Source organism: Marivita hallyeonensis (genome assembly GCF_900129875.1).
Lineage (GTDB): Bacteria > Pseudomonadota > Alphaproteobacteria > Rhodobacterales > Rhodobacteraceae > Marivita > Marivita hallyeonensis.
In genome coordinates this window covers 735,258-759,122 of sequence record NZ_FQXC01000001.1, presented here as the reverse complement: position 1 = coordinate 759,122, position 23,865 = coordinate 735,258, and the positions used below count along the sequence as shown (strand labels likewise).

The window sequence follows — 23,865 nt, the reverse complement described above, 5'->3', positions numbered from 1 at the left end:
ACTGTAACTGAAGTTGATTGACCAAATACGCTCAATGGTTATCGTAACAATATGGATATTCCAAGGTCAATATTTAGGTATCGCTCGGCTTCAACTCCCTACTTCTTTGATGAAATTGACAATGCTCTAAATAGCAATCTCTTTCTGAGTCCAATCGTCGCTCAAAACGACCCTTTTGACTGCTTTCCCTACTACAACACGAGCAAAGTTCGCGACATAAAGAAGTTTGAAGAAGATCATCTAAAGCGCAAGCTGGTTGTTTCTGAAAAATCATTCGAGAAGAAATTTGGAAATCTTCCTCGAAAACAACGCCAGAGGGAAAAGAAATGGTTTAAATGGAGCTATAAAAACAGACAACTAGAGAACAAAATCATCGAGAAGATGCTTGAACTTGAAAGACAAAAGACACTCATAGCATGCTTTAGCGAAATTAACGACAATATTTTGATGTGGAGTCATTATGCAGACAGTCACAGCGGCGTTTGCCTGATCTTTGGCGTCACAGACCAAGATGATCATTTCGCAAATGAATATCTTCCTATGAGCATCATATACTCAGATGATCGACCCGAAATTACAACAATTGATGTAATAAAGTTTACAAACCAAGATGAACTCAAGGGCAAGTTTGACGAAGACAGGGACCGAATTTTTGATGCTCTTGTGCGTCAGAAGCCATGTGTTTGGGAGTATGAGAAGGAATGGCGGATTCAGCATAAGTCTGAAGACGGTTCCGCGTATTACCATGTTCCTTCGATTGAGTTGAAAGGCATGATACTTGGTTTGCGTATGGATAAGGATGTCCGCACATCGGTTATAGAAAGATACTCCAGTCGTTTGGAGCTATTTCAAACAAACACCGAGAAAAATACTTATAAAATTGGTATCAGTCGGTTGTAGTTCGTTGTCATATCGAACGATTCTGATGCCAAATCCGGTATACCGAAAATGTAGAATCTTGGATTTAGGCGGCGTGGCGCGCTCGGGTAGCGGATGGCCGCCCCCCGGCCAGCCGCTTTGGGGACACCTGCGCGACGGTTAAGGGTGTTCGGATTTGGCTGCCATAAAGTGCGGTGGCCATGGGTTGGATCGGCAGTCCGCGGCCCTCACCTGCCCGAGTTCAGGGCTATGCCGTAGGGGGCTGCGCCCTCACTTAATCTACCCCTCTCCACTCCTTAACGGATTGATTACCAAATTGCGCGATGGTGCCGGTTCGCTTCGAGCCACACAGGTCCATGCCAACAGTCTTCCGCCAGCAAGGGTATCGCTTTTTCTTCTATTCGAACGAGGGAGACCCGCGCGAACCCATTCACATTCATGTCACGGGCGGTGGCGGCGAAGCAAAGATCTGGCTTCATCCGGTGAAGACCGCGCGGTATCATGGGTTTGATTTTCGAACGCTGCGAACGCTTATGCGGATCGTGGAGGACAAAGCCGAACGGATCGAGGAGGCGTGGAATGAGCACTTTGGCGACTGAGATCACGTTCGACTCGGCGAAGATGTGGGTGACACTGGAGGATGGGCGGGTCCTTGGCGTGCCCTTGGCGTGGTTCCCCCGCCTTGCAGAGGCAACGCCGGAACAACGCGCGGATTTTGAGATCAGCGCATTCGGCCTGCATTGGCCGAGTTTGGATGAGGACATCTCGGTCCCCGCTTTGCTGAACGGTCGCGGCGCGACGGACTCGGCTGCCTGACACCTGTTTTGTTCAGCGAAAACCGCTCGAGGAACAGCGCGAGGCGCCCTCGGGCAGCGGATGGCTGCCCCCCGGCCAGCCGCTTTGGGGACACCTGCGCGACGGTTGAGGATGTTCGGATTTGGCTGCCATAAAGTGCAGTGACCAAAGGTTGGAGCGGCAGTCCGCGGCCATCCTCTGCCCGAGTTCCGAGCCGTGCCGTAGGGTGCGTGATCTCACGCACCAATTGCGCGACGCGGCGCTGCGGCATCCCCCCTAACCCGTTCATAAACCGCGCAAAACCTGTGCGGCACACAGAATTTCCTGAGACTTATCAACAATTTCCTCCCCAAGAAATGTCACGAAGCCGCGAAATTTCTGTTGCGCGACTCGGGGTGTCTGGGTGAGCCTCTTCTTAACGCAAGGGGTCGCAAGACCCGGAGCGGGACGCGAAGGTCTTCTGGGGCTGGAGCGGGAGAAGGGCGGCGCAAGTCAAACGGACCCCGTGTTGAGAGTGTCAGGACGCAGGTCGAAACGGCGCGCTTCTTTGAAGCAAAACCGGGAAGGCAGCGCATAAAGCCCTCGTGTGGCCGGAACCGGTGCAAGCCGGGGTCGGTAGGGGGGACGGTCCGCAAGGGTCGATCCCGCTATGCTCGACGCTCTTCGGAGTGGAGGCAAACGAACGGAAGGGCTTTCGGGTCCGGATGTTCCGGAAGGCGTCAGGATTGTGGCTTCGGCCATATTGCAAAGACCGCGTCTGAGCACCTGACGTCTTCTACTTTTTCCCTGTTCGAAAAAGACGAGGCCAGACGCTGATCCCTCAGCCCTGGCCCCGTGCGTCAGAATTGCATACCGCGTCTATGCACCTAATGCCGGTGAGGTAGCGCTGGGATGCAGCCCGATCAAGTGCGCGTGCAACACCGCCCCAAGATTTTGACCAAAGTGGCACAGATGCCACCATGGGCTGTAGTACCCTGCATGATCTGGTGTGCCTCTGGTCACGAGTCCGCCCGCACCGCCCCCCGAAGTGTTGCCAATTTCGCTTGAGCCAAATCAAAGTGCTGTGCCGCAACACATGCCATCTTTGACATAAGTTCAATGCGAGGAGGGAACTGGTGACGCCACAAGACTTCAAGGACATCCTGCTGAAACGCCGGGCCGAGCTGGCCGGCGACCTGTTGGAGATCGAGGACAAGCTCGACGATCCGATGCCGAAGGATTGGGAAGACCGGGCGTCGGAGCGGCAGGGCGACGAGGTTCTGGAGGCGCTTGGGAACGTCGAATTGGAGGAGCTGCGCAAGATCGATGCGGCGCTCGCACGGATCGAAGAGGGAACATATGGCATTTGTCCGAAATGTGGGGAGACGATTTCGGACGAACGGTTGGTTGCGGTGCCTGAAGCGGCGTTATGCCGGAGGTGCGCGCGGGGAGCGTGACGCACTGACAACCACCCATATGGGGCAGGCTCGGATCGTCCGAGGCTTGCCCCATTTTTTGAACGCACGCGTCTTGTTTTGGTTGCGGAGCAGGTCAGCCCGGTTTGAGTGATGCGAGCAGCCCGTCGGCACAGGCTTCGATCAGGGCCAAGGCCCCGTCAAAATCCCGCGTGTAATACGGATCCGGTACCTCGGTCGCCGCGAGATGCGGTGCGTAGTCGGTAAAGAGCGTCACGGGCCGTGACAGATGCGCCAAATCGCGCCGGTTCTCTTCGTCCATGGCCACGATCAGGTCGAAGCCCTTGGCATCCGAGGGCTGGACCTGCCGCGCGCGCAAAGCCGACATATCATACCCCCGCGCCTGCGCCGCCACCTGCATCGGACCATAGGGCGGCTTCCCCGTGTGCCAGGACGCCGTTCCCGCGCTGTCCAGTTGAACCGGGATGCCAAGTGACGCAGCCTTCGCGCGCATGACGGCTTCGGCCGTGGGGGAGCGACAGATGTTTCCGAGACAGACAAAGAGGATGCGGTGCGTCATACTGCACCTAAACGCAGGGTTTCCGTGAAGAAAAGGGGCAAGATGCGCCGAACAGACAACATCGTGATCCTGACCGGCGCCGGCATATCGGCAGAAAGCGGTCTGGGCACGTTTCGCGATGAAGGCGGACTATGGGCGCAGCACCGGATCGAGGATGTCGCCACGCCCGAGGCCTTTGCCCGTGATCCTGCGCTGGTCCACCGTTTTTACAACGCCCGGCGGGAACAGGCGCATGCGGCGGCACCGAATGCCGCCCATGAGGCGCTGGCACGGTTGCAGGCGGCGTGGCGCGGCCTGATCACGCTGGTGACCCAGAATGTCGACGGGCTGCATGAGAAAGCCGGGGCGTCGGTGATCCATATGCATGGAGAGCTGTCCCGGGCCCTCTGCGCCGCATGTGACCACCGCTGGGACGCACCGCTCGTCATGGAGACCGGAGAGGTTTGCCCGGCGTGTGGGATCGGTGCGGCGCGCCCGGACGTGGTGTGGTTCGGCGAGTTCCCCTACCACATGGAGCGCATCGCCGACGCGCTGCAGTCCTGCGACCTGTTCGCGGCGATCGGCACCTCGGGACAGGTCTATCCGGCGGCGGGGTTTGTCGAGGAAGCCCGGATGGCCGGCGCCGCGACAATAGAGCTGAACCTGCGGGACAGCGACACGAGTTTTGCGTTCGACGAGCATATCATCGGTCCGGCCAGCAAGACGGTGCCCGCGTGGGTCGACCGTCTGCTGGCATGACTGGTCGCGATCAGCTGCCCTGATCGCCCTTCATCGTGGCACCGTGATCCTGACGCTCCAGATCGACCGGCACTTCAACCACGAGATCACCCGCCTGTTCGAAGGTCAGTGTCAGCGTGACAGTTGCGCCATGCTCCATCGGCTCCGTCAATCCCATGAGCATCACGTGCTTGCCGCCCCGCTGCATGGTGATCGTGCCGTCGGCGGGCAGTTCGAATCCCTCTTCGACATGCACCATGCGCATCACGCCGCCGTCGCCGGACAGGTGCGTGTGCAATTCAGTTCTTGCGGCAATCTCGGAACGGGCACCGAGAAGGCGATCGGCTGTGCCGCCTTCATTGCTGATGACCAGAAAGGCGGCGCCGGATTTCGCCATGGGTGAGGCCGAACGCGCGTAGGCGTCTTCGATCTTGATCTCCGCAAAGGCGGGCGTGGCCAGAAGAAGGGCCAATGCCCCGCTGAGAAGAGGTTTTTTCAACATTTGGATATCTTTCGTTTGATGTCAGTGCGTGAGACGTCAAACAAAAGGTGGTGGATCGCGGGCATGTGTCGGGACACCAAGGGCCTGAGACAGCTGACCGACCGTTCGCGACAGCCAGATGTCCCGCCATTGCCCATGCCGCAGAGCGTCCGGCAGGGGTGTCCAGACATTGGCATAGAATGCGGTCGCGTAATCGGGGCAGACAATGAACTTGCCTGTCGGTTCGCCGTTTTCGTCGACCAGAATATGGACGGGACCACTTCCGGTGCAGATCACCATCGTCGCGACGGCGGTGGAGTCACCCCGCGCCGCGGCGAACTGGACGCTGGTGACCGCAATCACCAGTGCCAGCAGTAGCGATGTGATCTGACGCGAAAGCCGTTGCATGTGTCCGATCTACGCCCGGGTCGTTCGACCGCAAGGTGACAAATGGAAACAGCCCCGCCGGAGCGTCCGACGGGGCTGATCAATCCGGTTGGGAAAAGGGTGTTACGCCTGCGCGGCCTGCGCCTTGGCGATTTCCTTCTTCACCTTCAGGGCGTTGGCGGACAATTCAGTGTCCTTTGCCTTGGCCAGGAACTTGTCCAGCCCGCCACGGTGATCGACGCTGCGCAGCGCCGCGGCCGTGATGCGCATCTTGATGCCGCGACCGAGCGTTTCGGACTGCAGCGTCACATCGTTCAGGTTCGGCAGGAAGCGCCGCTTGGTCTTGTTGTTGGCGTGGCTGACATTGTTGCCAGTCATCGGGCCTTTACCGGTCAGTTCGCAAACACGCGACATGGGTTCATCCTCGTCTTGTCAAAGGGGAGGCCCAAGCCCTCCACCAATATGAAAGGGCGCCGTCTGGCAGCGCCCGGAATCTCGTTGGCTGTCCTTAGAGGGATGCGGGAAAGGCGTCAAGTACAGGTGTTCACGAAATGCAGAAACTCGGCATGTTTCGAATTGCCTTCGGCAATCCGACATGTGGGGGCTCTGCCCCCGTCGCGCTGCGCGCGCCTCCCCCGAGGTATTTTGGAAACAGAGAAGGGCTGGCCGGTCCACCCCTTGCACGGTGGCAAGGGGCTTCTCCGTTTACGGCCATCGGCGCCTCCGCCTGTACCGCCCGCCGAGCATCGCCTGATTTGGTAAACAGACTGCTACTTCTCTGTTTCGAAAATACCTTGGGGTGAATGACGCCAAAGGCGTCAGAGGGGCAACGCACCTACTTGTGTGGCCTTCCCGTTCAGGAAAGGCGGCCTTCAAGCCGTGCGAGCACCTGTTCGGCGGCTTGACTGGGGGTTTGCGTGCCGTTTTCGACGTCACGCCCTGCGGCCGTAACAAGTCCCTTCATGGGCTCGCGTTCAAGACGCGACAGAAGGGACTGGCGGAGTTCGGCCTCGAACCAGTAGCGGGCCTGCGCGGCGCGGCGCGCGTCGAAATGCCCGTTGTCCCGCCGCCAGTCGACCAGCTCTTGCATGGTGTCCCACGCGGTGGCGAGACCTGTGTCTTCGAGCGCGGAGACCGTCATCGCCTTGGGGAAACCGTCCGGGTCCTGCGGACGTTTGCGCAGCAGCCGCAGCGCTCCGGCATAGTCGGCGCAGGTGCGGATGGCCGTCGTCTTGAGGTCGCCATCGGCCTTGTTGACGAGGATGATGTCGGCCATTTCCATGATGCCACGCTTCACGCCCTGCAACTCGTCGCCGCCCGCCGGGGCCAGGAGGAGCAGGAACAGGTCGGACAATTCCGCCACGACGGTTTCGGATTGCCCTACCCCGACCGTCTCGATCAGAACCACGTCGAACCCTGCCGCCTCGCAGAGGTCGATGGCCTCGCGCGTGCGGCGGGCGACCCCGCCCAGATGCGATTGCGACGGGCTGGGGCGGATGAAGGCATTTGGGTCACGCGAGAGGCGTTCCATCCGGGTCTTGTCACCCAGGATGGACCCGCCCGAACGGGTCGAGCTGGGATCGACGGCCAGCACGGCAACCTTGAGCCCCTGCCGCGTAAGCATCATGCCGAAAGCTTCGATGAAGGTCGATTTGCCTACGCCGGGCGTGCCCGACAGGCCGATGCGCAGAGCCTCTTTGCCGTGGCCCTTCAGCGCCTCGAAAAGGCGCAGCGTGTCCTGGCGATGGTCAGCCCGGCCACTTTCGACAAGCGTGATGGCCCGGGCCAAAGCGCGGCGCTCTCCTGCCAGGATGCGTTTGGCCAGATCGTCGATGTCCATGCGCGGCTCCGTCCGTGATTGGCGGCAGATGTGGCATGGCTGTCCGGGCCAAGTAAAGGCGTCAGCTGAGCCCGTTCGGTCCGTGTTTCAGGATCACCGGGACGATCAGCTCTTCTTCGTCGATGAGATGCCGGTTGAGCAGGGCCTCGAACCCCATCAGCTCGTCCCGGAACGGTCCCGGTTCAGACTGGCCCTGAATGACCGCGTTGGCCCCTTTGGCGAACCGGTCCAGTAGCCCGTCCATCGCATGATGATCGGAATCCAGAAGCGTGAACCCCTTGGCTAGCACGGGCTCACGGGCGCTGAGGACCGGGAAATAGTGGTGGTCCTCGATTTGGTGATGGCCATGCAGGTTTTGCAACAGCGTCGACCCGTAGCGGGACAGTTTCGCGGCATGTGTCTGCGCATCGAGTTTGCCGTCAATCGCCAGTTCGGCGTCATCCTGCAGCGCGGTCAGGAGTTTGCGAAACATCAGGTGCCGGTCGAGCCAGAAGGCCACCAGCCCGGCGAAGTTGTCATGCGTTTCCCACGTCTCGCGCGGGTAATCTTCGAGCAGAACGCGCAATGCATCCGGCAAGCCGTCGCGCACCTCAAGGGCCAAATTGTCCGTCATGGGCACCTCCTGCGAGGAAGAGGTGCGCCAAGGACCGCGGAAGTCAATCAGCGAATGACATGCACCGAACACTTGGCATGGCGGACAACATGCGTCGCGGTCGAGCCTAGAAGCAGCGACTGCATGCCGGGGCGATGCGAGGCCAGGACGATCAGGTCAGGCCCGTGCTCTTCCGCGTAGTCGAGGATCGACGCCCCGGAATGGCCGTCGATGACCACGGCCTTTGCGCCGGCTTCGTCGGCAAGGCGGTTCATCTCGGTGATGATGCCCTTACGCGTCTCTGCCAGCATATCCGCCGCGATATAGCTGATCGCGTAGGTCGGAATCGACTCGATGACATGCAGTAGCGTGATCCGTGCGTTTTCCGACGCAAGTGTCTTGGCGACAGCCAAGGATTTGGACGCCCGGACGTCATCGTCGTCGAGTGCGATGGGAACCAGAATATTCGTGTACATGAGACCCCTCCATTTCTCAGTTCGGGGTCAGCTTAGACCGCTGCGCGGCAGGGCACCTTGATCCGCATCAGATCAGCGATGGATCACGACACGTTGGGTTCGCCCTGCAAACCAAGCAGTTTCCGGAACCCTGTCCAGTACCCCGGCAGGCGGGGCGGGTCCTGAAGCTGCGGCAACGCTTCATCCGCCCAGCGCGACATGCGGCGGCTCGTGAAATCACGTCCCCAGTCGAGATAGGCCTCAGCATCGTTCGGACGCAGGCGGCAGGCCGACCCTACAAGGCCCACCAGTGTTTCCGGGGCGGAGTACCATTCGTCCTGAATGCCGGTGACCTTTGACTGCAGAAGCGGCCCGACCCAGCGCATCAGCGCCTTGTCCGAGAAAAGCAGCAGCATCTTGCCCATCTCGTCGCGGGAATAATGGATCAGCGGCGGGAAGGTATCGAAAAACAACGCGCGTCCGTCGAGATACGCGAAATTGCGGATCGACGGGTGAAAGCCGATGCGCGTGTCGAACTGGTCGGCATTGTTCCAGAAGGTGGCAATGACGTCGCCTGCGGCCTCCATCATCGTGAGCGTATCGTCCAGCGACGCGGTTTGCATTTGCGGGCGCATCATGCTGTCGGACGGGAGGGCCTGCTGCACGATCACTGGAATGCGGGTGCCGTCCATATCGAGCAGGTGGAACTCGGTCTCGGGCAGGTCAACACCTGCCCGTTTCAGGGCCCCGACGTAATCGTCATGGCACCGCGCCAGACGGTCAAGTGCCGCGTCGTCGCGCAAACCGCGATAGACCTTGATGACCTTGTCGGACAAAGGCCCCGATGCCGGGCGGAACGGCGCGCAGAAATAGCCGAGCTTGGACAAGGTCTGGCCGCGCGACGCGCCATCGGCGCGGATGGCATCCTTGAGTGCGGTCAGGTCGGTCATGGCTCGGGCTCCGGCAAGTCTGCCCTGGCTTTACCCGTTTGCCAGCGCCGCTGCCACCTCTGACGTGAGCGCGTCGACCTCAGCCTGTGCTGGCGTCTTGCGCCCTTCGGCGGCGCCGCGCCCCTGCCCCAGGGCTTCGGCATAGATCACGCGGTTGGCCAATTGCGTCTCCGCAATCCGGGCCATGAGCTTTTCGGCGGCTTCGGCCACTTCGGACCCAAGCCGCGTGTTCTTGCGCGCCCGGTTGAGCACGACAAGGGCATCCTTGCCTTCGCGCCGGGCCAGGTCGAGGACACCTTCGGTGGCCCAGAGGTCGACATGGCTGACGCTGACCGGAACGACAACAAGATCGGCCACGCGTAAGGCGGGGCGCAGATCGCTGTCGGCCTTCGGCGGTGTGTCGATAATGACGATGTCGTGGCTGTCAGACAGCTTGCGCACTTCGTAGGTGATGCCCCAGGCCGAGGATGTTGCGAATTCAAGCGCATCAACCGGGCCGCTTTCTTCTTCGATGCGGGTCATGAACCAGCGGCCCAGACTGCCCTGCGGGTCGATATCGACCAAAGCGACGCGCTTGCCTTGACGCAGAAAGCCGGTGGCGAGATTGGCCGACACGGTCGTCTTGCCCGAGCCACCTTTTTGCTGCGCGACTGTGATTACCTGTCCGGTCATCTTATCGTTCCCCCGATTCGATCAGAAGGTACTGGGGTTATTTTGCAGGTGCAGCATAAAAATTGCCACACCGGCTTTTGCGATTAGAATTGATGCGATGAAATCACCGATACGTCCCACAGATGGCGAGGCGCGCGAACTGGCGCGAAACCTTATCGAAACGTCCAAATATGCGGCGCTTTCCTACGTCGACCCAAGCGATGGCACGCCTATGGTCAGCCGTGTGGCTCTGGTGTCTGGACCGGGTGGACAGCCTCTGAGTCTGATTTCGGATCTGAGCCATCACAGTGCCGCGCTGCAGAAAAATCCTGTGTGTTCCCTTTTGATCGGAGAGCCGGGCGCAAAAGGCGATCCGCTGACCTACCCGCGCCTTAGCCTGCGGGCAAAAGCCGTCTTCGTGCGGCACGGAACGGCCGAGCACGCGCCTTTGGCGAAGGCCTTTCTGGCCCGGCAGCCCAAGGCGAAACTCTACATCGGGTTTGCCGATTTCGCGCTGGTGCGCTTTACACCGCTTGGCGCGCACCTGAATGGCGGGTTCGGCAAAGCTTACACGCTGACGGCGGACGATTTGGGTGAGGGTTTGCCGGGATCTGACCACGTCAGGAAGGAGACGAGATGATCGCCTATGTCACTATTGGTGCTGACGATATGGAGCGCGCAAGGCGGTTCTATTCCGCCTTTTTGCCGACGTTGGGCTATTCGGTCGAAGAGTATCATGGCGACCTGAGCTATGTCTTGCCGCGGGACGAGGGCGCTTCCCCGGCGCTTCCGGATTTCTATGTCAAAAAACCGTTCAACGGGCAGCCGGCCTCAGTCGGGAATGGCATGATGGTGGCGTTCGAAGCACGCAATCAGGCCCAGGTCCGTGCATTGCACGCAGCGGCGATTGCGGCTGGCGGGGTTAACGAAGGCGCGCCGGGCTTCCGTGCGTCTTACGGCCCTCAGTTCTACGTGGGCTACCTGCGCGACCCGCAGGGCAACAAGATCGCCTTGTTTTCAAGCAACCCCGACGATCCCCAGCGGGACGATGGTTGATCGCGATCAATTGGGCGTCGTGTCAGGCTGACACCTCTGGCGGCTGAAGGATCTGCACACCGGCAATCCGCCATTCACCATCGATCTGCTGCATCCGGTAATCGAGATAGTGAAGATTGCCATCCACATCCTTGACGATCACCATCTGGTAGAGCCCACCGGCAATGGACCGGAGGTCGCCATAGGTTACGGTGTCGGGCCGCCACACCATCGGGTAGCCTTGCTGCACCATCCGGCCGAAGTTTTCCGGCGTGCGGAACATGTTGCGGATGTTTGGGCTGGCGAAGGTGAAGGCGGTTTCGAAATCATCCTGCAAGAAGGCGTCGATCTGGCTCTGGATCGTTTCCTCGATCGCTGGTTCGCGGCCAAGGACATCTTGCGCCCAGAGAGAGCCCGTCATGGTCAGGGCGAGTGTTAACCCGGTGATGATAGTGCGCATGATCCATCCTCCTGAAGAGGAGGTAGAGCGCGGGACAGGTCGGACAAATATGTCCGACCTTTCTATCACGACAATTCGCCCGCCAGTCCTTTGCGGATCAACGCCACGGTCTCGTTCACGCCGTACAGCGCGATGAAACCACCGAAGCGCGGACCCTGCGACTGACCGAGCAGCACCTCGTACAGCGCCTTGAACCAATCGCGGAGCGGATCGAAGTCGTGATCCTTGCCAACCGCAAAGACCAGCGATTGCAGAGTCTCGTCATCGGTCGGACCCTCATGCGCCTCTAGCCGCGATGCCAGATCCTCCATCGCCGCCCGCTCTTTTTCATCCGGCGCGCGGAAGACTTTGGTGGGTTTCACGAAGTCTTCGTAATACTTCACCGCAAAGCCCGCCGCCTGATCGAGATCGGGATGCGTGTCGGGCGTCGCATCGGGCGCGTAGCGCTGGATAAAGCCCCACATCGCATCCTTGTTTTCCGCGTGCGCGGCTGAGGCGAGGTTCAACAGCATCGAGAACGGCACCACCATCTTAGACTCCGGCACGTCGCCGGAATGGATGTGCCAGACCGGGTTCGCCGCCTGCGCCTTGGCATCCTGCGTCGGATAGGCGCGCAGTTGCTGGTGGTATTCATCCACCGCCTTGGGGATCACGTCAAAATAGAGCCGCTTCGCCGTCTTCGGCTTCTGGAACATGAAATAGCTGAGCGACTCGGTCGAGGCGTAGCTGAGCCATTCATCGATGCTGATCCCGTTGCCGGTCGATTTGGAGATCTTCTGTCCCTGATCGTCGAGGAACAGCTCATAGACGAAATGTTCGGGCGCAGGCTGGCCAAGGATGCGGCAAATCTGGTCGTAGATCGGCGTGTTGGTGGAATGGTCCTTGCCGTACATCTCGAAATCGACGCCGAGCGCTGCCCAGCGCGCGCCGAAATCGGGCTTCCACTGGAATTTGACGTTGCCACCGGTGACCGGCAGCGTCCATTCGCGACCCGTTTCGTCGTCGAAGGTGATCTCGCCCTTGGCGGCATCAACGTTCTTCATCGGCACGTAGAGCACGCGGCCGGTTTCCGGGTGGATCGGCAGGAAGATCGAATAGGTCTGCTGGCGTTCCTCGCGCAGAGACTTGAGCATGACGGCCATGATGTCGTCGTACTTCTCGCAGGCGCGGAGGAGGATCTCGTCGAACTGGCCGGATCTGTAGAACTCGGTCGCCGAGTAGAACTCGTATTCGAACCCAAACGTGTCAAGGAACCGGCGCAACATCGCGTTGTTGTGGTGGCCGAAGCTTTCGTACTCTTCGAATGGATCGGGCACCGAGGTCAGCGGCATTTGCAAGTGCTCGGCCAGCATTTCCTGGTTCGGCAGGTTGCCGGGCACCTTTCGCATACCGTCCAGATCGTCGGAGAAACAGATCAGACGGGTCGGAATGTCCGAGATCACCTCGAACGCGTGTCGGATCATCGTGGTGCGCAGCACCTCACCAAACGTCCCGATATGCGGCAGGCCGGAGGGACCGTAACCCGTCTCGAACAGCACGTATCCCTTTTCGGGCGGAGCCTTCTCGTAGCGTTTGAGCAGCCGACGCGCCTCTTCAAAGGGCCACGCCTTTGAGGTCATTGCAGCTTCGCGCAGATCGGACATTGCTCATTCACTCCGGATGTTTGACTCACGCACCTGTCAGGGCGTTCAAAGGGCACTCCCTATTGCGGGGGCGCGGGAGCGTCAATAAGTTGGATGGAACCGGCCCCAGACCAGGAAAGCGATCCCCGTGCCCGATACCGATCCCCACCCGCTCAGCCCGCAGGATTGCCTTGTGGCCCTGATGATTGCCGTATCTGCCTCTGACGAGAGCATCGGCACGGCCGAACTCGTCAAGATCCAGTCAGCGGTGAACAATCTGCCGGTTTTCGCCGAATACGATGAGGGGCGTATCCCGACGATGTCCGCTCTGGTCTTCGATCTGTTCGAGCAGGAAGACGGTCTTGACGCTTTGTTTGGACTGATCCGGGACAATCTGCCCACGCGATTGTTCGAGACAGCCTACGCGCTGGCCTGCGACGTTGCGGCAGCGGACGGGACGCTGAAAGAAACCGAGCTGCGCCTTCTGGAAGAAGTCCGGTACGAGCTGGAAATCGACCGCCTGCACGCCGCCGCCATCGAACGCGGATCGCGGGCCCGTCACATGCGGCTTTGATCGCATCAACGGATCGCAAAAAGATACATGTCCTTTCTGAAGACCGCCCATGACAGGCTCCGCCGACGTCAAACGTGGCGCTATTACCATTTCGAGGACCCGCCAAGTACACCGCGTTTCAAGCGATTTCCGTTGAAGCAGGCGATGATCGCGGACCCCGTAAAGGTCATATATATGCCGATTGCAAAAAACGCGTGCTCTTCGCTGAAAACGCTGATGGCAAAACTCGGTGGGCTCACCGAGCAGAGGCCCGGCGAAGACATTCATCGGCTTCTGGACACCGAGACGACCGATCTCTTGTTTCTGCACCGTTCCGAAAAAGACATCATGGAACGGCTGTTCGACCCGTTATGGATGCGCTTTGTCGTATTGCGACATCCGGTTGATAGGTTGGTCAGCGTGTACGTCGAAAAATTCGTCAAAAACCGTATGGTGAAAGAGGCCGGGATCACCATCGACCCGGTCATGTTACGCAGTCTAGGGGTGTGGGACCTGACCGCGGCAGATTATGAACGCGGCATCACTTTCAGAGCGTTTGCAAATGACATCCTGCGCGAGAACCCGGCGCGACTGGACCCGCACTGGCGACCGCAATCGCTGCAGCTGAAGGCTATTCCGTTCACCCATGTTTATACGACGGAACACCTTGCTGTTTTGAAATCCGACCTGGACGTGCACGTTGGGCAGAGAATCGACCTCCCTCACAAAAACCGGGCGCGCTATGCGTCTTCAGATACCGCAAGAGACTGTGTCGCTGACGTGCTTCCATCAGATTTAGACGATGCCCAAACCCTGTCGCCTGACGCATTTCTAGATGACGACCTCCGTCAAAGGCTCTCGGTGCATTTCGCGCAAGATATCCTGCTGTATGACCTGGCTTCGCGACACTTAGAACAATCTCAAAGTGGTCGCATTACCGATGCTCTGGAGAATTGAATGGCAACCATTGGGGCTCAGCTGTTGTAGACGATGCCCCAGCGTGCCAGCATGCGTTGCTGCAACTTCCGCGCACGGGTGTTGTAAGTCTTGCCGCCCGGCGGGCGTTCGCGTTCTTCACGGCTCAGGGCGTCTCGGCTGGGCAAATCGGCTGAGAAAAAGGCGAAGGCGAGTTCGGTCCCGTCCGGCAAATCGATGAAGCCGCCCAGGCCGCTGACGAAATTCAGTGTCCCTGTTTTGGCCTGCACTTTCATCGGATGGTCTTTAATGATCTCACGCTCTTCGGTTCGCAAGGGATGCGTTCGGAGAAGTGGTTTGATGCCCATTGCCTTGCGTGCCGCAATCAGCGCCTTGACCATGTCCCGAGCGGAAAGACGGCTGTCATCCCCAAGGCCCGAGTGATCCTCAAGCGCGGGTGCGGACATGCCGAGCGTTTCCACCGCCCAAGCATTCATGGCCTCCGCCGACCCTTTGAGCGTCGTGACAGACCCGGCCCGTGCGTTCGTCGCCGTCATGCCCACGCATTCGGCTGTGATGTTGGTCGAATACCGCAACATGTCCCGCAGAATGATCCGGAGTGGGGCGCTTTGGTGTGTGACAAGGGGCGTCGTGCCCTCTGGAATGGCGTCGATCTTTTCGCCGGTTTTCAGAACGATCCCGTTCGACCGCGCGAGCGTCTGAAACACCTCTGCAGCGTAGAGTGCGGGCTTCCGGACCGGCAGCCATCGCGCGCCCTGTTTTCCCAGAGCCCCCTGCGCCACGGTCCAGGCGTCATGGGTTCCTGCATCGGCGTAGGTATAGATCGGAAACCTGCGCGGCTCGATCCGCATGCGCGCGGTGCGCACGTCAGGGCGGAGCGACTCCGACCGTGCATCCATCGTGACCGAGTACCCTTCGCCCGCGCGTTTCCATTCGAAATGGACGCGATTGAAGTTCAGGTTGAGGCCCGAAATCCCAGGGTTGTACCCCACCTGCACGGGTTGTTCCGGGTCGATCTCGCGAACCAGCGGCAAAGCGCCGTCCCAGATGAGGAAGCGCCCCATCACCTCGGTAATGCCTGCCTCTTCCCGCAAGCGCTTGGCCATATCGGCCAGAGCGTCGGTGTCCAGCGTGGGATCACCTCCTCCTGCGAGGATCAGGTCGCCGTCCAACCTGCCATTCTCGACGGGACCGGACGCGAGAAGGCGGGTTTCGAAATGATAACCGGGCCCCAGCACATCAAGCGCGTAGCAGGCCGTCAATGCCTTGGCGACGCTGGCGGGGGGAAGCGCGCGCAGCGGATTGTGCGATTCGAGAACCAACCCCGTATTCACATCTGCAACCTGCACGCTGACTTTTCCGGGCAGGCCGGACGCAGCAACAAGTTCAGAGAGCGGCGGCTGATACGCCTTGAGAAGGTCCGTCCCACGCCCGGTCGGGCGCAGCGACGTCAAAGGCGCCAGCGTGGACTGCGCCAAGGCTGATTGCCCCAGCCCGAAAGCCGCCAACCCACCGAGGAGCGCGCGCCGTGAAAGAGGTCGTGACATGACCTGATCTAACTCCACGATCCGGCGCGAGACAAGGACACGGTTTGGTGAGGTTGGCCCGGAATTCGGCAGAGTGGATCAAGCTGTCGTCCAGCCACCGTTCTCCCGGATCTGCGTGGAACTGACGGGCGTCATCGGCATGTTGACGAAACACCACGACGGCGGGCTACTGTGTGCCAGAAGGCGCGCCGCCTGCGCGTGGATGCGGCAGGCCCTGTACTGCCGCGCGGCGCGCGAATGCAGCGCGGATTGCCGCCAGCCGGGTCGCGCGAGGACGCCAAGCGGCACGGCGTTCAGGATATCCTCCCACCGGTCCCAGCGATGAAATTGCTGCAGATTGTCGGCGCCCATGAGCCAGACAAACCGAACCCCGGGATAGGCGGAAAGCAGCACATCCAGTGTGGCAGCGGTATAGCGGGTACCCACCTGCGCCTCGAAATCGCTGACCAGCACGCGGGGGTCCTGCATGATGTCCCGCGCGTGCGTCACTCTGGTGGACAGCGGCGCTGGCCCCTTGGCCTTGAGCGGGTTGCCCGGCGACACGAGCCAGATCACCCGATCCAGGCCAAAGCGCGTCAGTGCGGTTTTCGTCAGGTGTACATGCCCGTCATGCGCCGGATCGAATGACCCGCCGAGCAGACCCACCGCCATGCCGGGGCGCAGGGGGAGACGTGCATGATGCATGTGATTTATTGCGTCCAGTCAGGCGGGCGCTTTTCCAGAAACGCGCTGATTCCTTCCTCGGTGTCGCGGTAGAGCATGTTTTCGACCATGACGTCGCCGGTATAGGCATAGGCATCGGTCAGCGTCATCTGAGCCTGTTCGTAGAATGCCTGCTTGCCGATTTTCACGGCGACGCCCAGCTTCCCGGCGACAAGCTCTGCCAGCTTTTGTGTTTCGTCGGCAAGATCGGCTTCGGGCACAACCTTGTTGATAAGGCCCAGTTGCTCGGCCCGGGAGGCATCGATGAACTGACCGGTGACCAACATCTCGAACGCCTGCTTGCGCGGGATGTTGCGCGACAAGGCCACCATCGGGGTCGAACAGAACAGCCCGATATTCACACCGTTCACCCCGAACCGTGTGCCTTCGGCCGCAACAGCCATGTCGCAAGAGGCAACCAACTGGCACCCGGCGGCGGTCGCGATGCCATGCACCTGCGCGATCACCGGTTGCGGCAGTTTCTGAACGCCGGTCATCACGCGCGCGCAGCGGTCGAACAAGTCCTTGAAATAGGCCTTGCCGCCATCCTCGGCCTGGCGACCTGCCGTCATCTGTTTGAGGTCATGCCCGGCGCAAAATGCCTTGCCTGCGCCGGACAGGACGACAACCCGAATGCTCTTGTCCTCGTGCAGGGCGTCAATCTGCTCTTGCAGCGCGGCCAGCATCTCGTCCGACAGCGCGTTCAGCCGCTCTGGCGCATTCAGGTGCAGGTGACAGACCGCGTTTGTGTCGCGACGTTCCAAGATTTTCATCTTGTCCTCCCAGTGACTTGGCGCAACTCTAACGGCTGCAGGCAGGGGAGGAAAGCATGCCAATCAAAGTTCCGGCAGACGAGATGGCAGAATTTCTGGACGAGGTCTTTCCGCAGGTGAAAGGCATGTTCGGGATCGACCGGCTGGATGAAGACCTGCTGGTCATGCGCCTGCACGCCTCGGAGCAGCACCTTCGCCCGGGCGGCACGGTTTCGGGACCGGCCATGTTCAGTCTTGCCGACGTGGCCGCCTATGTCGCGACAATGGCCCGGATCGGCAAGGAAGCGCTTGCGGTGACGACCAATTGTTCGATCGATTTCATGCGCAAGCCCGCAGCCGGGGTCGACGTCGTGGCGCATGCGAAACTCTTGAAGCTCGGCAAAACGCTAAGCGTGACAGAGGTCTTGCTTTACTCCGAAGGATCGCCCGACCCGGTGGCGCGGGCCAATCTGACCTATTCCATTCCGCCCGCCAGATAAGGCGCATCTCCGGCGGGGACGCGGGAATTCGATGTCGGTGTAACGCGCAAGCAGGCGCCCGTATCGGGGTGTTTTTCAGCATGAAAAGACCCCCTGGGATCCATGTCGTACCGGGGTGCTTTACAAGGCCCTTTTCAACAAAATGATTGGCGCGCGACATGCTCCAACGGCTGCCATTGTTATTGCACAACAATTCGTCGGCCAAGACGCGCTTATGTGATGGCGCTGCACAGTTTCGCGGCGACGCGTACCGCAACTGCAAGTACTTCGTACACTGGTCGCCAAGAGTGCTAATTACCTGTCAACACAGAATGTTTCTGTGCACACCTTCTAGGGAAAATAAAAATGGAAACATCTCTTCGCGCTGCTGTCAGCGCGTTCGCCATCATGTCTGTCCTTGCGTCAGCGGCTTCTGCACAAGACGTGTTTGCAGGCACCAACGTCGCCGAAGACCGCAACGAAGACCTCATCGAAGCGATCGAAGACGACGCAGAGCGGGATATCGACCGGTTCGGCAACGAGGGCCGTCCACAGGGCTTTACCGGCTCGGTTGCAGTGCGCGGCATCGCGAACACCGGCAATACCGACAGCTTTGATCTGGGAGTTGGCGCCGATCTGAACTACGTGCAGGGCGTCAATGGCTACGAACTTCAGCTTAGCTACAGCTATGGCGAAGATGACGGCGAAAAGAACGAAGAAAGCCTGTTCTACGGCCTTGAGTATACCCGTGACTTCAATCCGCGCGTTTTTGGCTTTGCCAAACTGCAGGGGTCAGTGGACGAATTCTCGGCATTCGAGACCGATACATTCCTTCTTCTGGGCGCGGGCTACCGCATCTTCAACGACCCCAATCGGCAATGGTCGGTTCAGGCCGGACCGGGATACCGCTTCGCAGAGCTGAGTGACGTCGGCAAGGCTGACATCAACGAAGAAGCCTTTGGCATCTCGTCGGATTATTCGCAGAAACTGACTGAGACTGTGTATTTGACAAACGACACTGACATTGTCGGTTCTTCGTCGGACACAGTGATCTACAACGATCTCGCGATCAGCGTTTCCATGACGGATACTCTGGCTCTTCGGACAAGCATTCTGACCGAATATCACACGGATCCAGAGCCCGGATTCAAGGATACGGACAACACAATCGGCGTCTCACTGGTCTATTCTTTCAACTAAACCACCCATGTCCCTCATGTGGTTCGAGACGACGACAAGCGGTAGCGCAAGCTACCGCTTTTTTTGTGTGCGATGCGATGGACCGACGGACGCGCAAACAAAAAAGGGGCGCAAAGCCGGTCTTTGCGCCCCCAGTCACTGACTGGCGCAGGGATTTACACCAGCCAGAATTGCCGCTTCGCCTCTTTGAACGCCGTCTGACGATCCAGTCCCACATCGCGCAGAAGATGATCATCTAGCTGCGCAAGATGTAGCCGGGTGCGGCGGCGTTCGGACCATTTCGTGAGGGTCACCGCGACGCGCAACGCCACGACGGCCAGTGGGGACAGCGTGGACTGTGCACCAAGATAGGCGATCTGGGGGGCATGTGTTGCGTGTGTCATGGGTGTACTCCTCAAATGTATTGACACAATCCAATAGAATCACGATACATATCAAAGCATCGCAATACAAAAAGCGATACATTTGCCGGAACATCCAATCCAGAGAAAGATTGTGCCCGATACAATTTCTGCAGATCAGATCGTCGCGCTGCCTCAGGCTGGCCCAGGTCCGAAATACAAACGCGTCGCAGATGCACTGCGGACCGCCATCGCGAGCGGAGCCCTGTCACCTGGCGACAAGCTGCCCCCGGTGCGCGAACTGGCCTGGTCACTTGGCATCACTCCTGGAACGGTCGCGCGCGCCTACACGCTCTTGGTCAATGCGCGCGAGGCGGTGGCCGAGGTCGGGCGCGGCACCTTCGTGGCCGACCCCAAGCGGTTGCGGGACCCTGACCCGATCGAAGTGGATGGCGTGCCGCATGGCAGCGACGGGCGCATCAGTGACATCAACCTGATCTCGCCGGCCCTGCCCAATGTCGGTCAGGCGCGTCTGATCCGGCAACTGATGGGAGAGGTGGCGCAGAACCCGCCTTCCGGCCTTATGCATTACCCGAACCGACGCGCCTTCCGTCCGGCGCGCGAAGCGGTCGTGCGCTGGTTGCGTGGAACCCCACTTGGGCCGCTCGAAGAGAACGACATCGTGCTCAGCCATGGCGGCCAGAATGGAATCGGGCTGGTGTTGCAAACGGTGCTGACCGGGCCGTCACCGGTCATTCTTGTGGAAGAACTGGCCTATTCGGGCTTCCGCCGCGCCGCCGAACTGCTGCGTGCAAAGGTCGTGGCAGTGCCGATGGACGCCCAAGGTGTCAGGCCCGACGCGTTGGAACAGCTGGCGCGGACGCACGCGGCGCAGGTGTTTTGCACAAGCCCAGAGGTGCACAACCCGACCACCGGATTTACCCCGCTGGAGCGCCGGCGAGAGATCGTCGACGTCGCCCGACGTTGCGATCTGCAAGTGCTTGAGGACGATTGCTATCGCATGGGCACAGCGCGCGCCCCGACCTACCGGATGCTGGCGAATGAACGTGGCTGGTACGTCTCGTCCATCTCCAAAGTCCTGACACCGGCATTGCGCATCGGCTATGCCGTTGCCCCGCATGGTCAGGGTGCCGGACTTCGCCGCGCGGCGGAGCATGGCTTTTTCGGCCTCGCCACGCCGTTGGCCGACCTGACGACTCGATTGCTGACCGATCCGCGTGCCGATGACCTTGTCGATCAGGTGATTGCCTATATGCGCCCCTATATCCGCGCGGCGGTCAACGCATTGGGGCAATTCGATCTGGGCTGGCGCGAGGACGTGCCGTTCTTCTGGCTGAAGCTGCCATCGGGCTGGCGGGCGTCGGCCTTCTGCCAAGCGGCGGAGTCGCTGAACATCAAGATCCGGCCGGCCGAAGATTTTGTCGGGCGCGAAGGCCGCGCACCGCATGCAGTGCGGATTGCCGTCAACGCGCAGCTCCCGCTTGCGCAGTTCGAAACCGCCATGCACGAGCTGCGGGATTTGCTTCAGCACCCGCCAGAGCAGATAAGTGTCTGATTTTCCGCGCATTGATTAAAAAATTGTCGCCGGGTTCGTGAACCGTTGCTAGGCTTGCCGCGCGACTCACCGCGGAAACCGCCCTATGCCGATTGATCTGTCCCTGACATTTGCCGACACGAAGCCGGACGTGGACGAGTTGTCCGAGCTTCTGACCGAGTATTATGCCCAGATTCAGGAACGCCTGATGAACGTAGGCGGACCGCGGCTTTCCATTGATAAAGAAGTGAAAACCAGCATCGCGGCACTTGATCAGTTCATGCCGCCCAACGGTGCAATCCTGCTCGCACGGGATAGCTCGGGCTTCCTGCTGGGCTGTGGTTTCATGCGCATGCTCGACGCGAACCGTGCGGAATTGAAACGTTTATATGTGCGGGATCTAGCGCGCGGATTCGGTCTGGGGCGCAAGCTGATCGAGATGCGCATCGAAAAAGCGCGAGAGATGGGCGCCACCACGATCTATGCCGACACCGTGCGCGGCAACAGCTCTATGCTTGCGCTTTACGACCGGCTCGGGTTCGGTGAAACCCCGCGCTACAACGGCAATGGGAACCCGCCAGAACTCGACAAATACCTCGTTTACCGCAAACTGGACCTCGAGGCGGCGTGAAAAGACCTCGCAAGCATTGGGGTATATTAATACCTTATTTTGAAGTATATGATTTTGCATAATTTATTACGATAAACGCCGCTTGACTGCGATTTGGCAATCCTTATAACCCGCGCATCGGATATTCGGGGTGCGCTGCGCCCTGCACCAACATCAAACGTCAGGGACATCCCACGATGAAGACCTATTCTGCAACACCGGCAGACATCGACAAGAAATGGATCCTGATCGACGCAGAGGGCGTCGTTCTGGGTCGTCTCGCTTCGATCGTCGCCACCCGCCTGCGCGGCAAGCACAAGCCGTCCTTCACTCCGCATATGGACATGGGTGACAATGTCATCGTCATCAATGCGGACAAGATCCAGCTAACCGGCAACAAGCGTCAGGAAAACTACTACTGGCACACCGGCTACCCGGGTGGCATCAAGAGCCGCACCAAGCAACAGATCCTCGAAGGCGCGCATCCCGAGCGTGTGGTCCAGAAAGCCGTTCAGCGCATGCTGCCCGGCAACCGTCTGGCCCGCAAGCAAATGACCAACCTGCGCGTCTACGCAGGCGGTGAACACCCGCACGAGGCGCAAAGCCCCGAAGTGCTGGATGTGAAGTCCATGAACTCCAAGAACACACGGACGGCGAAATAATGGCTGAGCAAATCAACTCCCTCGACGAGCTGGCGAAAGCCGTCACCGACGACATTGGCGCGGTGCAGGGTTCGACCGCCGAAGAAATCTCGCGCGAACCGCAGCGTGACGAATTCGGTCGCGCCTATGCCACCGGCAAGCGGAAGGACGCGGTTGCCCGCGTCTGGATCAAGCCGGGTTCCGGCAAGGTCAGCGTCAATGGCAAGGAAATGAACTCCTATTTCGCTCGCCCCGTGCTGCAGATGATCCTGCGCCAGCCGTTCGACGTGGCCGGCGTTGCCGACCAATTCGACGTGATGGCAACCGTCAAGGGCGGTGGACTGTCCGGTCAGGCCGGCGCGGTCAAGCACGGCATCTCCAAGGCGCTGCAGCTTTACGATCCGTCGCTGCGCCCGTCGCTCAAGGCGGCCGGGTTCCTCACCCGCGACAGCCGCGTGGTGGAACGGAAGAAATACGGTAAGCGCAAGGCGCGCCGGAGCTTCCAGTTCTCCAAGCGTTAATCGCAAGACATATCGTCGAAAGGCCGTCCGTCCGGGCGGCCTTTTGCGTTTGGGGCGGTGGCTTTGCAACTTTTCGCAGCGCTGTGCGTTGAAAGGCAACGACTTTTACCGGAGCAATTGGAATGGAAACGGTGCAGAACTTCTTCAACACGATAGGCTCGTGGGTCCAATCGGCGATGTCACAGGACATCTACCAAGGCACATCCCTCTCCGATCTTCTGACGCTCGAAGCCATCCTCGGCCTCGCTGGAAACGTCGCCGCGGCCCTCGCGATCCTGTTCCTGGGCCTGACCATTTCCGGCTTTGTCGGACGGCGCATCCGAGCACTGAACGACCATTACACGCAGCTCGACAAGACGCTGTTTACCTTCCTCGGCAACATCGCCCGGTACACGATCCTCGCCTTCACGGGTCTCTTCATTCTGAACACGTTCGGTGTTCAGACGACCTCAATCGTCGCGATGATCGGTGCGGCCGGTCTGGCGATTGGTCTTGCGTTGCAGGGCACATTGTCGAACGTCGCGGCCGGCGTGATGATCATCATTTTCCGGCCCCTGAAGATCGGCGATTTCGTGCAGGTCAACGATGTTGTCGGGACGGTCAAGGACATCACCCTCAACTACACCGAGATTGCGGACCTCGGGAACGTGCAGGTCGTTGTGCCGAATTCCGAGGTCTGGGGAAACACGATAAAGAACTATTCCGGCTACCCCAAGCGCCGCGCAGAGTGGACATTCGGGGTCGGCTACGGCGCCAATCTGGCCGATGCAGAGCGGACCATTCGCGATGCCATCATGTCGGACGACCGCTCGCATAGCGACCCAGAGCCGTTCATCCAGGTGAACAACCTCAACGCCAGCAGCGTCGATTTCCTCGTCCGTGTCTGGTGTGACGCGGATGTGTACTTCCAGTATCAGGCCGACATGAAGCGGAAGGTGAAAGAGGCGCTGGATGAGAATGGGGTGGATATTCCGTTCCCGACGCGCACACTGCTGCATCAGGACCCCAAGGTGCAAGTGATCGACGCGGATGGAGACGACCGCAAGGACGCATCCCTCGCAGCGGAATAGACCGCAAAACGCGGGAAATTTTTGCAAGGCCGCCCGCACCAGGGCGGCCTTTTTGTGTCGGTTTGCCCCTCAGTGAACGGGATTCAGCTTTGGCTCTTGGCGTCGGCGACCTTTTCGTAG

General features: G+C 59.8%; 31 protein-coding genes. 16 read left to right on the top strand and 15 right to left on the bottom strand.

Annotated elements, in window-relative coordinates; translation table 11 throughout:
• Positions 1 to 51: 51 nt before the first annotated feature.
• The 4 genes from BUA42_RS03815 to BUA42_RS03800 all read left to right on the top strand — a co-directional run bounded on the left by BUA42_RS03815 (position 52) and on the right by BUA42_RS03800 (position 3,110).
• Entirely contained in the window at positions 52 to 900 is an 849-nt protein-coding gene (locus BUA42_RS03815) for a DUF2971 domain-containing protein (RefSeq protein WP_072776340.1), read from the top strand.
• Positions 901 to 1,235: 335 nt separating this feature from the next.
• Entirely contained in the window at positions 1,236 to 1,478 is a 243-nt protein-coding gene (locus BUA42_RS03810) for a DUF4160 domain-containing protein (protein ID WP_072776339.1), read from the top strand.
• Positions 1,459 to 1,695: a DUF2442 domain-containing protein gene (locus BUA42_RS03805; protein WP_072776338.1), complete on the top strand. Its 237-nt coding sequence runs from the start codon at positions 1,459 to 1,461 to the stop codon at positions 1,693 to 1,695. The genes BUA42_RS03810 and BUA42_RS03805 overlap by 20 nt, the downstream gene beginning before the upstream one ends.
• A 1,094-nt stretch (positions 1,696 to 2,789) precedes the next feature.
• Complete coding sequence (locus BUA42_RS03800) at positions 2,790 to 3,110, top strand: TraR/DksA family transcriptional regulator (protein WP_072776337.1); 321 nt, start codon at positions 2,790 to 2,792, stop codon at positions 3,108 to 3,110.
• Between the two features lie 94 nt (positions 3,111 to 3,204).
• On the opposite strand, the gene BUA42_RS03795 is transcribed toward BUA42_RS03800, so the two are convergent.
• Positions 3,205 to 3,648, bottom strand: coding sequence for a low molecular weight protein-tyrosine-phosphatase (locus BUA42_RS03795; protein ID WP_072776336.1), 444 nt, complete (start codon positions 3,646 to 3,648; stop codon positions 3,205 to 3,207).
• Between the two features lie 42 nt (positions 3,649 to 3,690).
• Here BUA42_RS03795 and BUA42_RS03790 point away from each other — a divergent pair, with 42 nt between their 5' ends.
• Positions 3,691 to 4,386 (top strand): NAD-dependent deacylase, encoded by a 696-nt coding sequence (locus BUA42_RS03790; RefSeq protein WP_072776335.1) that lies wholly within the window; start codon positions 3,691 to 3,693, stop codon positions 4,384 to 4,386.
• 10 nt (positions 4,387 to 4,396) lie between these two features.
• Here BUA42_RS03790 and BUA42_RS03785 read toward each other — a convergent pair whose 3' ends face one another.
• The 8 genes from BUA42_RS03785 to parA all read right to left on the bottom strand — a co-directional run bounded on the left by BUA42_RS03785 (position 4,397) and on the right by parA (position 9,742).
• Positions 4,397 to 4,867 carry a copper chaperone PCu(A)C gene (locus tag BUA42_RS03785; RefSeq protein WP_072776334.1) on the bottom strand — a complete coding sequence of 157 codons (471 nt, stop codon included), beginning with the start codon at positions 4,865 to 4,867 and terminating at the stop codon, positions 4,397 to 4,399.
• Positions 4,868 to 4,903: 36 nt separating this feature from the next.
• The gene (locus BUA42_RS03780) at positions 4,904 to 5,254 is read right to left on the bottom strand and encodes a hypothetical protein (protein WP_072776333.1); all 351 of its coding nucleotides are present in this window, start codon (positions 5,252 to 5,254) and stop codon (positions 4,904 to 4,906) included.
• A 102-nt stretch (positions 5,255 to 5,356) separates the two neighbouring features.
• Complete coding sequence (rpmB, locus tag BUA42_RS03775) at positions 5,357 to 5,647, bottom strand: 50S ribosomal protein L28 (protein WP_072776332.1); 291 nt, start codon at positions 5,645 to 5,647, stop codon at positions 5,357 to 5,359.
• Positions 5,648 to 6,089: 442 nt separating this feature from the next.
• Positions 6,090 to 7,073: a methylmalonyl Co-A mutase-associated GTPase MeaB gene (gene meaB, locus BUA42_RS03770; RefSeq protein WP_072776331.1), complete on the bottom strand. Its 984-nt coding sequence runs from the start codon at positions 7,071 to 7,073 to the stop codon at positions 6,090 to 6,092.
• A 61-nt stretch (positions 7,074 to 7,134) separates the two neighbouring features.
• Entirely contained in the window at positions 7,135 to 7,686 is a 552-nt protein-coding gene (locus BUA42_RS03765) for a hemerythrin domain-containing protein (protein ID WP_072776330.1), read from the bottom strand.
• 47 nt (positions 7,687 to 7,733) lie between these two features.
• On the bottom strand, positions 7,734 to 8,141 hold the full coding sequence (locus BUA42_RS03760; protein ID WP_072776329.1) for a universal stress protein: 408 nt from the start codon (positions 8,139 to 8,141) through the stop codon (positions 7,734 to 7,736).
• Positions 8,142 to 8,224: 83 nt separating this feature from the next.
• Positions 8,225 to 9,070: a DUF6206 family protein gene (locus tag BUA42_RS03755; protein WP_072776328.1), complete on the bottom strand. Its 846-nt coding sequence runs from the start codon at positions 9,068 to 9,070 to the stop codon at positions 8,225 to 8,227.
• 30 nt (positions 9,071 to 9,100) lie between these two features.
• Positions 9,101 to 9,742 carry a ParA family partition ATPase gene (gene parA / locus BUA42_RS03750; protein ID WP_072776327.1) on the bottom strand — a complete coding sequence of 214 codons (642 nt, stop codon included), beginning with the start codon at positions 9,740 to 9,742 and terminating at the stop codon, positions 9,101 to 9,103.
• A 97-nt stretch (positions 9,743 to 9,839) separates the two neighbouring features.
• Between parA and BUA42_RS03745 the strand changes: the two genes are divergently transcribed.
• Together BUA42_RS03745 and BUA42_RS03740 are read left to right on the top strand one after the other, a co-directional pair.
• Positions 9,840 to 10,361 carry a HugZ family pyridoxamine 5'-phosphate oxidase gene (locus tag BUA42_RS03745; RefSeq protein ID WP_072776326.1) on the top strand — a complete coding sequence of 174 codons (522 nt, stop codon included), beginning with the start codon at positions 9,840 to 9,842 and terminating at the stop codon, positions 10,359 to 10,361.
• Positions 10,358 to 10,777: a VOC family protein gene (locus tag BUA42_RS03740; RefSeq protein ID WP_072776325.1), complete on the top strand. Its 420-nt coding sequence runs from the start codon at positions 10,358 to 10,360 to the stop codon at positions 10,775 to 10,777. The genes BUA42_RS03745 and BUA42_RS03740 overlap by 4 nt, the downstream gene beginning before the upstream one ends.
• Positions 10,778 to 10,799: 22 nt before the next feature.
• On the opposite strand, the gene BUA42_RS03735 is transcribed toward BUA42_RS03740, so the two are convergent.
• Both BUA42_RS03735 and BUA42_RS03730 read right to left on the bottom strand, forming a co-directional pair.
• A complete protein-coding gene (locus BUA42_RS03735) occupies positions 10,800 to 11,216 on the bottom strand; it encodes a DUF4864 domain-containing protein (protein WP_072776324.1) in 417 nt (138 codons plus the stop codon).
• Between the two features lie 65 nt (positions 11,217 to 11,281).
• Positions 11,282 to 12,859, bottom strand: coding sequence for a lysine--tRNA ligase (locus BUA42_RS03730; protein WP_072776323.1), 1,578 nt, complete (start codon positions 12,857 to 12,859; stop codon positions 11,282 to 11,284).
• 181 nt (positions 12,860 to 13,040) lie between these two features.
• On the opposite strand from BUA42_RS03730, the gene BUA42_RS03725 reads away from it, so the two are divergent.
• Together BUA42_RS03725 and BUA42_RS03720 are read left to right on the top strand one after the other, a co-directional pair.
• A complete protein-coding gene (locus BUA42_RS03725) occupies positions 13,041 to 13,412 on the top strand; it encodes a tellurite resistance TerB family protein (protein ID WP_425435024.1) in 372 nt (123 codons plus the stop codon).
• Between the two features lie 27 nt (positions 13,413 to 13,439).
• A complete protein-coding gene (locus BUA42_RS03720; protein WP_072776321.1) occupies positions 13,440 to 14,348 on the top strand; it encodes a sulfotransferase family 2 domain-containing protein in 909 nt (302 codons plus the stop codon).
• A 17-nt stretch (positions 14,349 to 14,365) separates the two neighbouring features.
• Here the strand turns inward: BUA42_RS03720 and dacB are convergent, their stop codons facing one another.
• From dacB to BUA42_RS03705, 3 genes are all read right to left on the bottom strand, one after another.
• Positions 14,366 to 15,874, bottom strand: coding sequence for a D-alanyl-D-alanine carboxypeptidase/D-alanyl-D-alanine endopeptidase (dacB, locus tag BUA42_RS03715; RefSeq protein WP_072776320.1), 1,509 nt, complete (start codon positions 15,872 to 15,874; stop codon positions 14,366 to 14,368).
• Between the two features lie 78 nt (positions 15,875 to 15,952).
• Positions 15,953 to 16,558, bottom strand: a complete 606-nt coding sequence (locus BUA42_RS03710) for a nicotinate-nucleotide adenylyltransferase (protein ID WP_072776319.1) — start codon at positions 16,556 to 16,558, stop codon at positions 15,953 to 15,955.
• A 5-nt stretch (positions 16,559 to 16,563) separates the two neighbouring features.
• Entirely contained in the window at positions 16,564 to 17,349 is a 786-nt protein-coding gene (locus BUA42_RS03705) for an enoyl-CoA hydratase (protein WP_072776318.1), read from the bottom strand.
• A 56-nt stretch (positions 17,350 to 17,405) separates the two neighbouring features.
• Here BUA42_RS03705 and BUA42_RS03700 point away from each other — a divergent pair, with 56 nt between their 5' ends.
• Positions 17,406 to 17,828, top strand: a complete 423-nt coding sequence (locus BUA42_RS03700; protein ID WP_072776317.1) for a PaaI family thioesterase — start codon at positions 17,406 to 17,408, stop codon at positions 17,826 to 17,828.
• A gap of 345 nt (positions 17,829 to 18,173) precedes the next feature.
• Positions 18,174 to 19,007: a DUF481 domain-containing protein gene (locus BUA42_RS03695; RefSeq protein WP_072776316.1), complete on the top strand. Its 834-nt coding sequence runs from the start codon at positions 18,174 to 18,176 to the stop codon at positions 19,005 to 19,007.
• A 155-nt stretch (positions 19,008 to 19,162) separates the two neighbouring features.
• Here BUA42_RS03695 and BUA42_RS03690 read toward each other — a convergent pair whose 3' ends face one another.
• On the bottom strand, positions 19,163 to 19,390 hold the full coding sequence (locus tag BUA42_RS03690) for a DUF1127 domain-containing protein (protein WP_072776315.1): 228 nt from the start codon (positions 19,388 to 19,390) through the stop codon (positions 19,163 to 19,165).
• A 112-nt stretch (positions 19,391 to 19,502) separates the two neighbouring features.
• On the opposite strand from BUA42_RS03690, the gene BUA42_RS03685 reads away from it, so the two are divergent.
• From BUA42_RS03685 to BUA42_RS03665, 5 genes are all read left to right on the top strand, one after another.
• A complete protein-coding gene (locus BUA42_RS03685) occupies positions 19,503 to 20,924 on the top strand; it encodes an aminotransferase-like domain-containing protein (RefSeq protein WP_072776314.1) in 1,422 nt (473 codons plus the stop codon).
• Positions 20,925 to 21,009: 85 nt separating this feature from the next.
• The gene (locus BUA42_RS03680; RefSeq protein WP_072776313.1) at positions 21,010 to 21,534 is read left to right on the top strand and encodes a GNAT family N-acetyltransferase; all 525 of its coding nucleotides are present in this window, start codon (positions 21,010 to 21,012) and stop codon (positions 21,532 to 21,534) included.
• Positions 21,535 to 21,710: 176 nt separating this feature from the next.
• A complete protein-coding gene (rplM, locus tag BUA42_RS03675) occupies positions 21,711 to 22,175 on the top strand; it encodes a 50S ribosomal protein L13 (RefSeq protein ID WP_072776312.1) in 465 nt (154 codons plus the stop codon).
• Positions 22,175 to 22,675 (top strand): 30S ribosomal protein S9, encoded by a 501-nt coding sequence (gene rpsI, locus BUA42_RS03670; protein ID WP_072776311.1) that lies wholly within the window; start codon positions 22,175 to 22,177, stop codon positions 22,673 to 22,675. The genes rplM and rpsI overlap by 1 nt, the downstream gene beginning before the upstream one ends.
• A 122-nt stretch (positions 22,676 to 22,797) precedes the next feature.
• On the top strand, positions 22,798 to 23,745 hold the full coding sequence (locus BUA42_RS03665) for a mechanosensitive ion channel family protein (protein ID WP_084066100.1): 948 nt from the start codon (positions 22,798 to 22,800) through the stop codon (positions 23,743 to 23,745).
• Positions 23,746 to 23,865 lie beyond the last annotated feature (120 nt).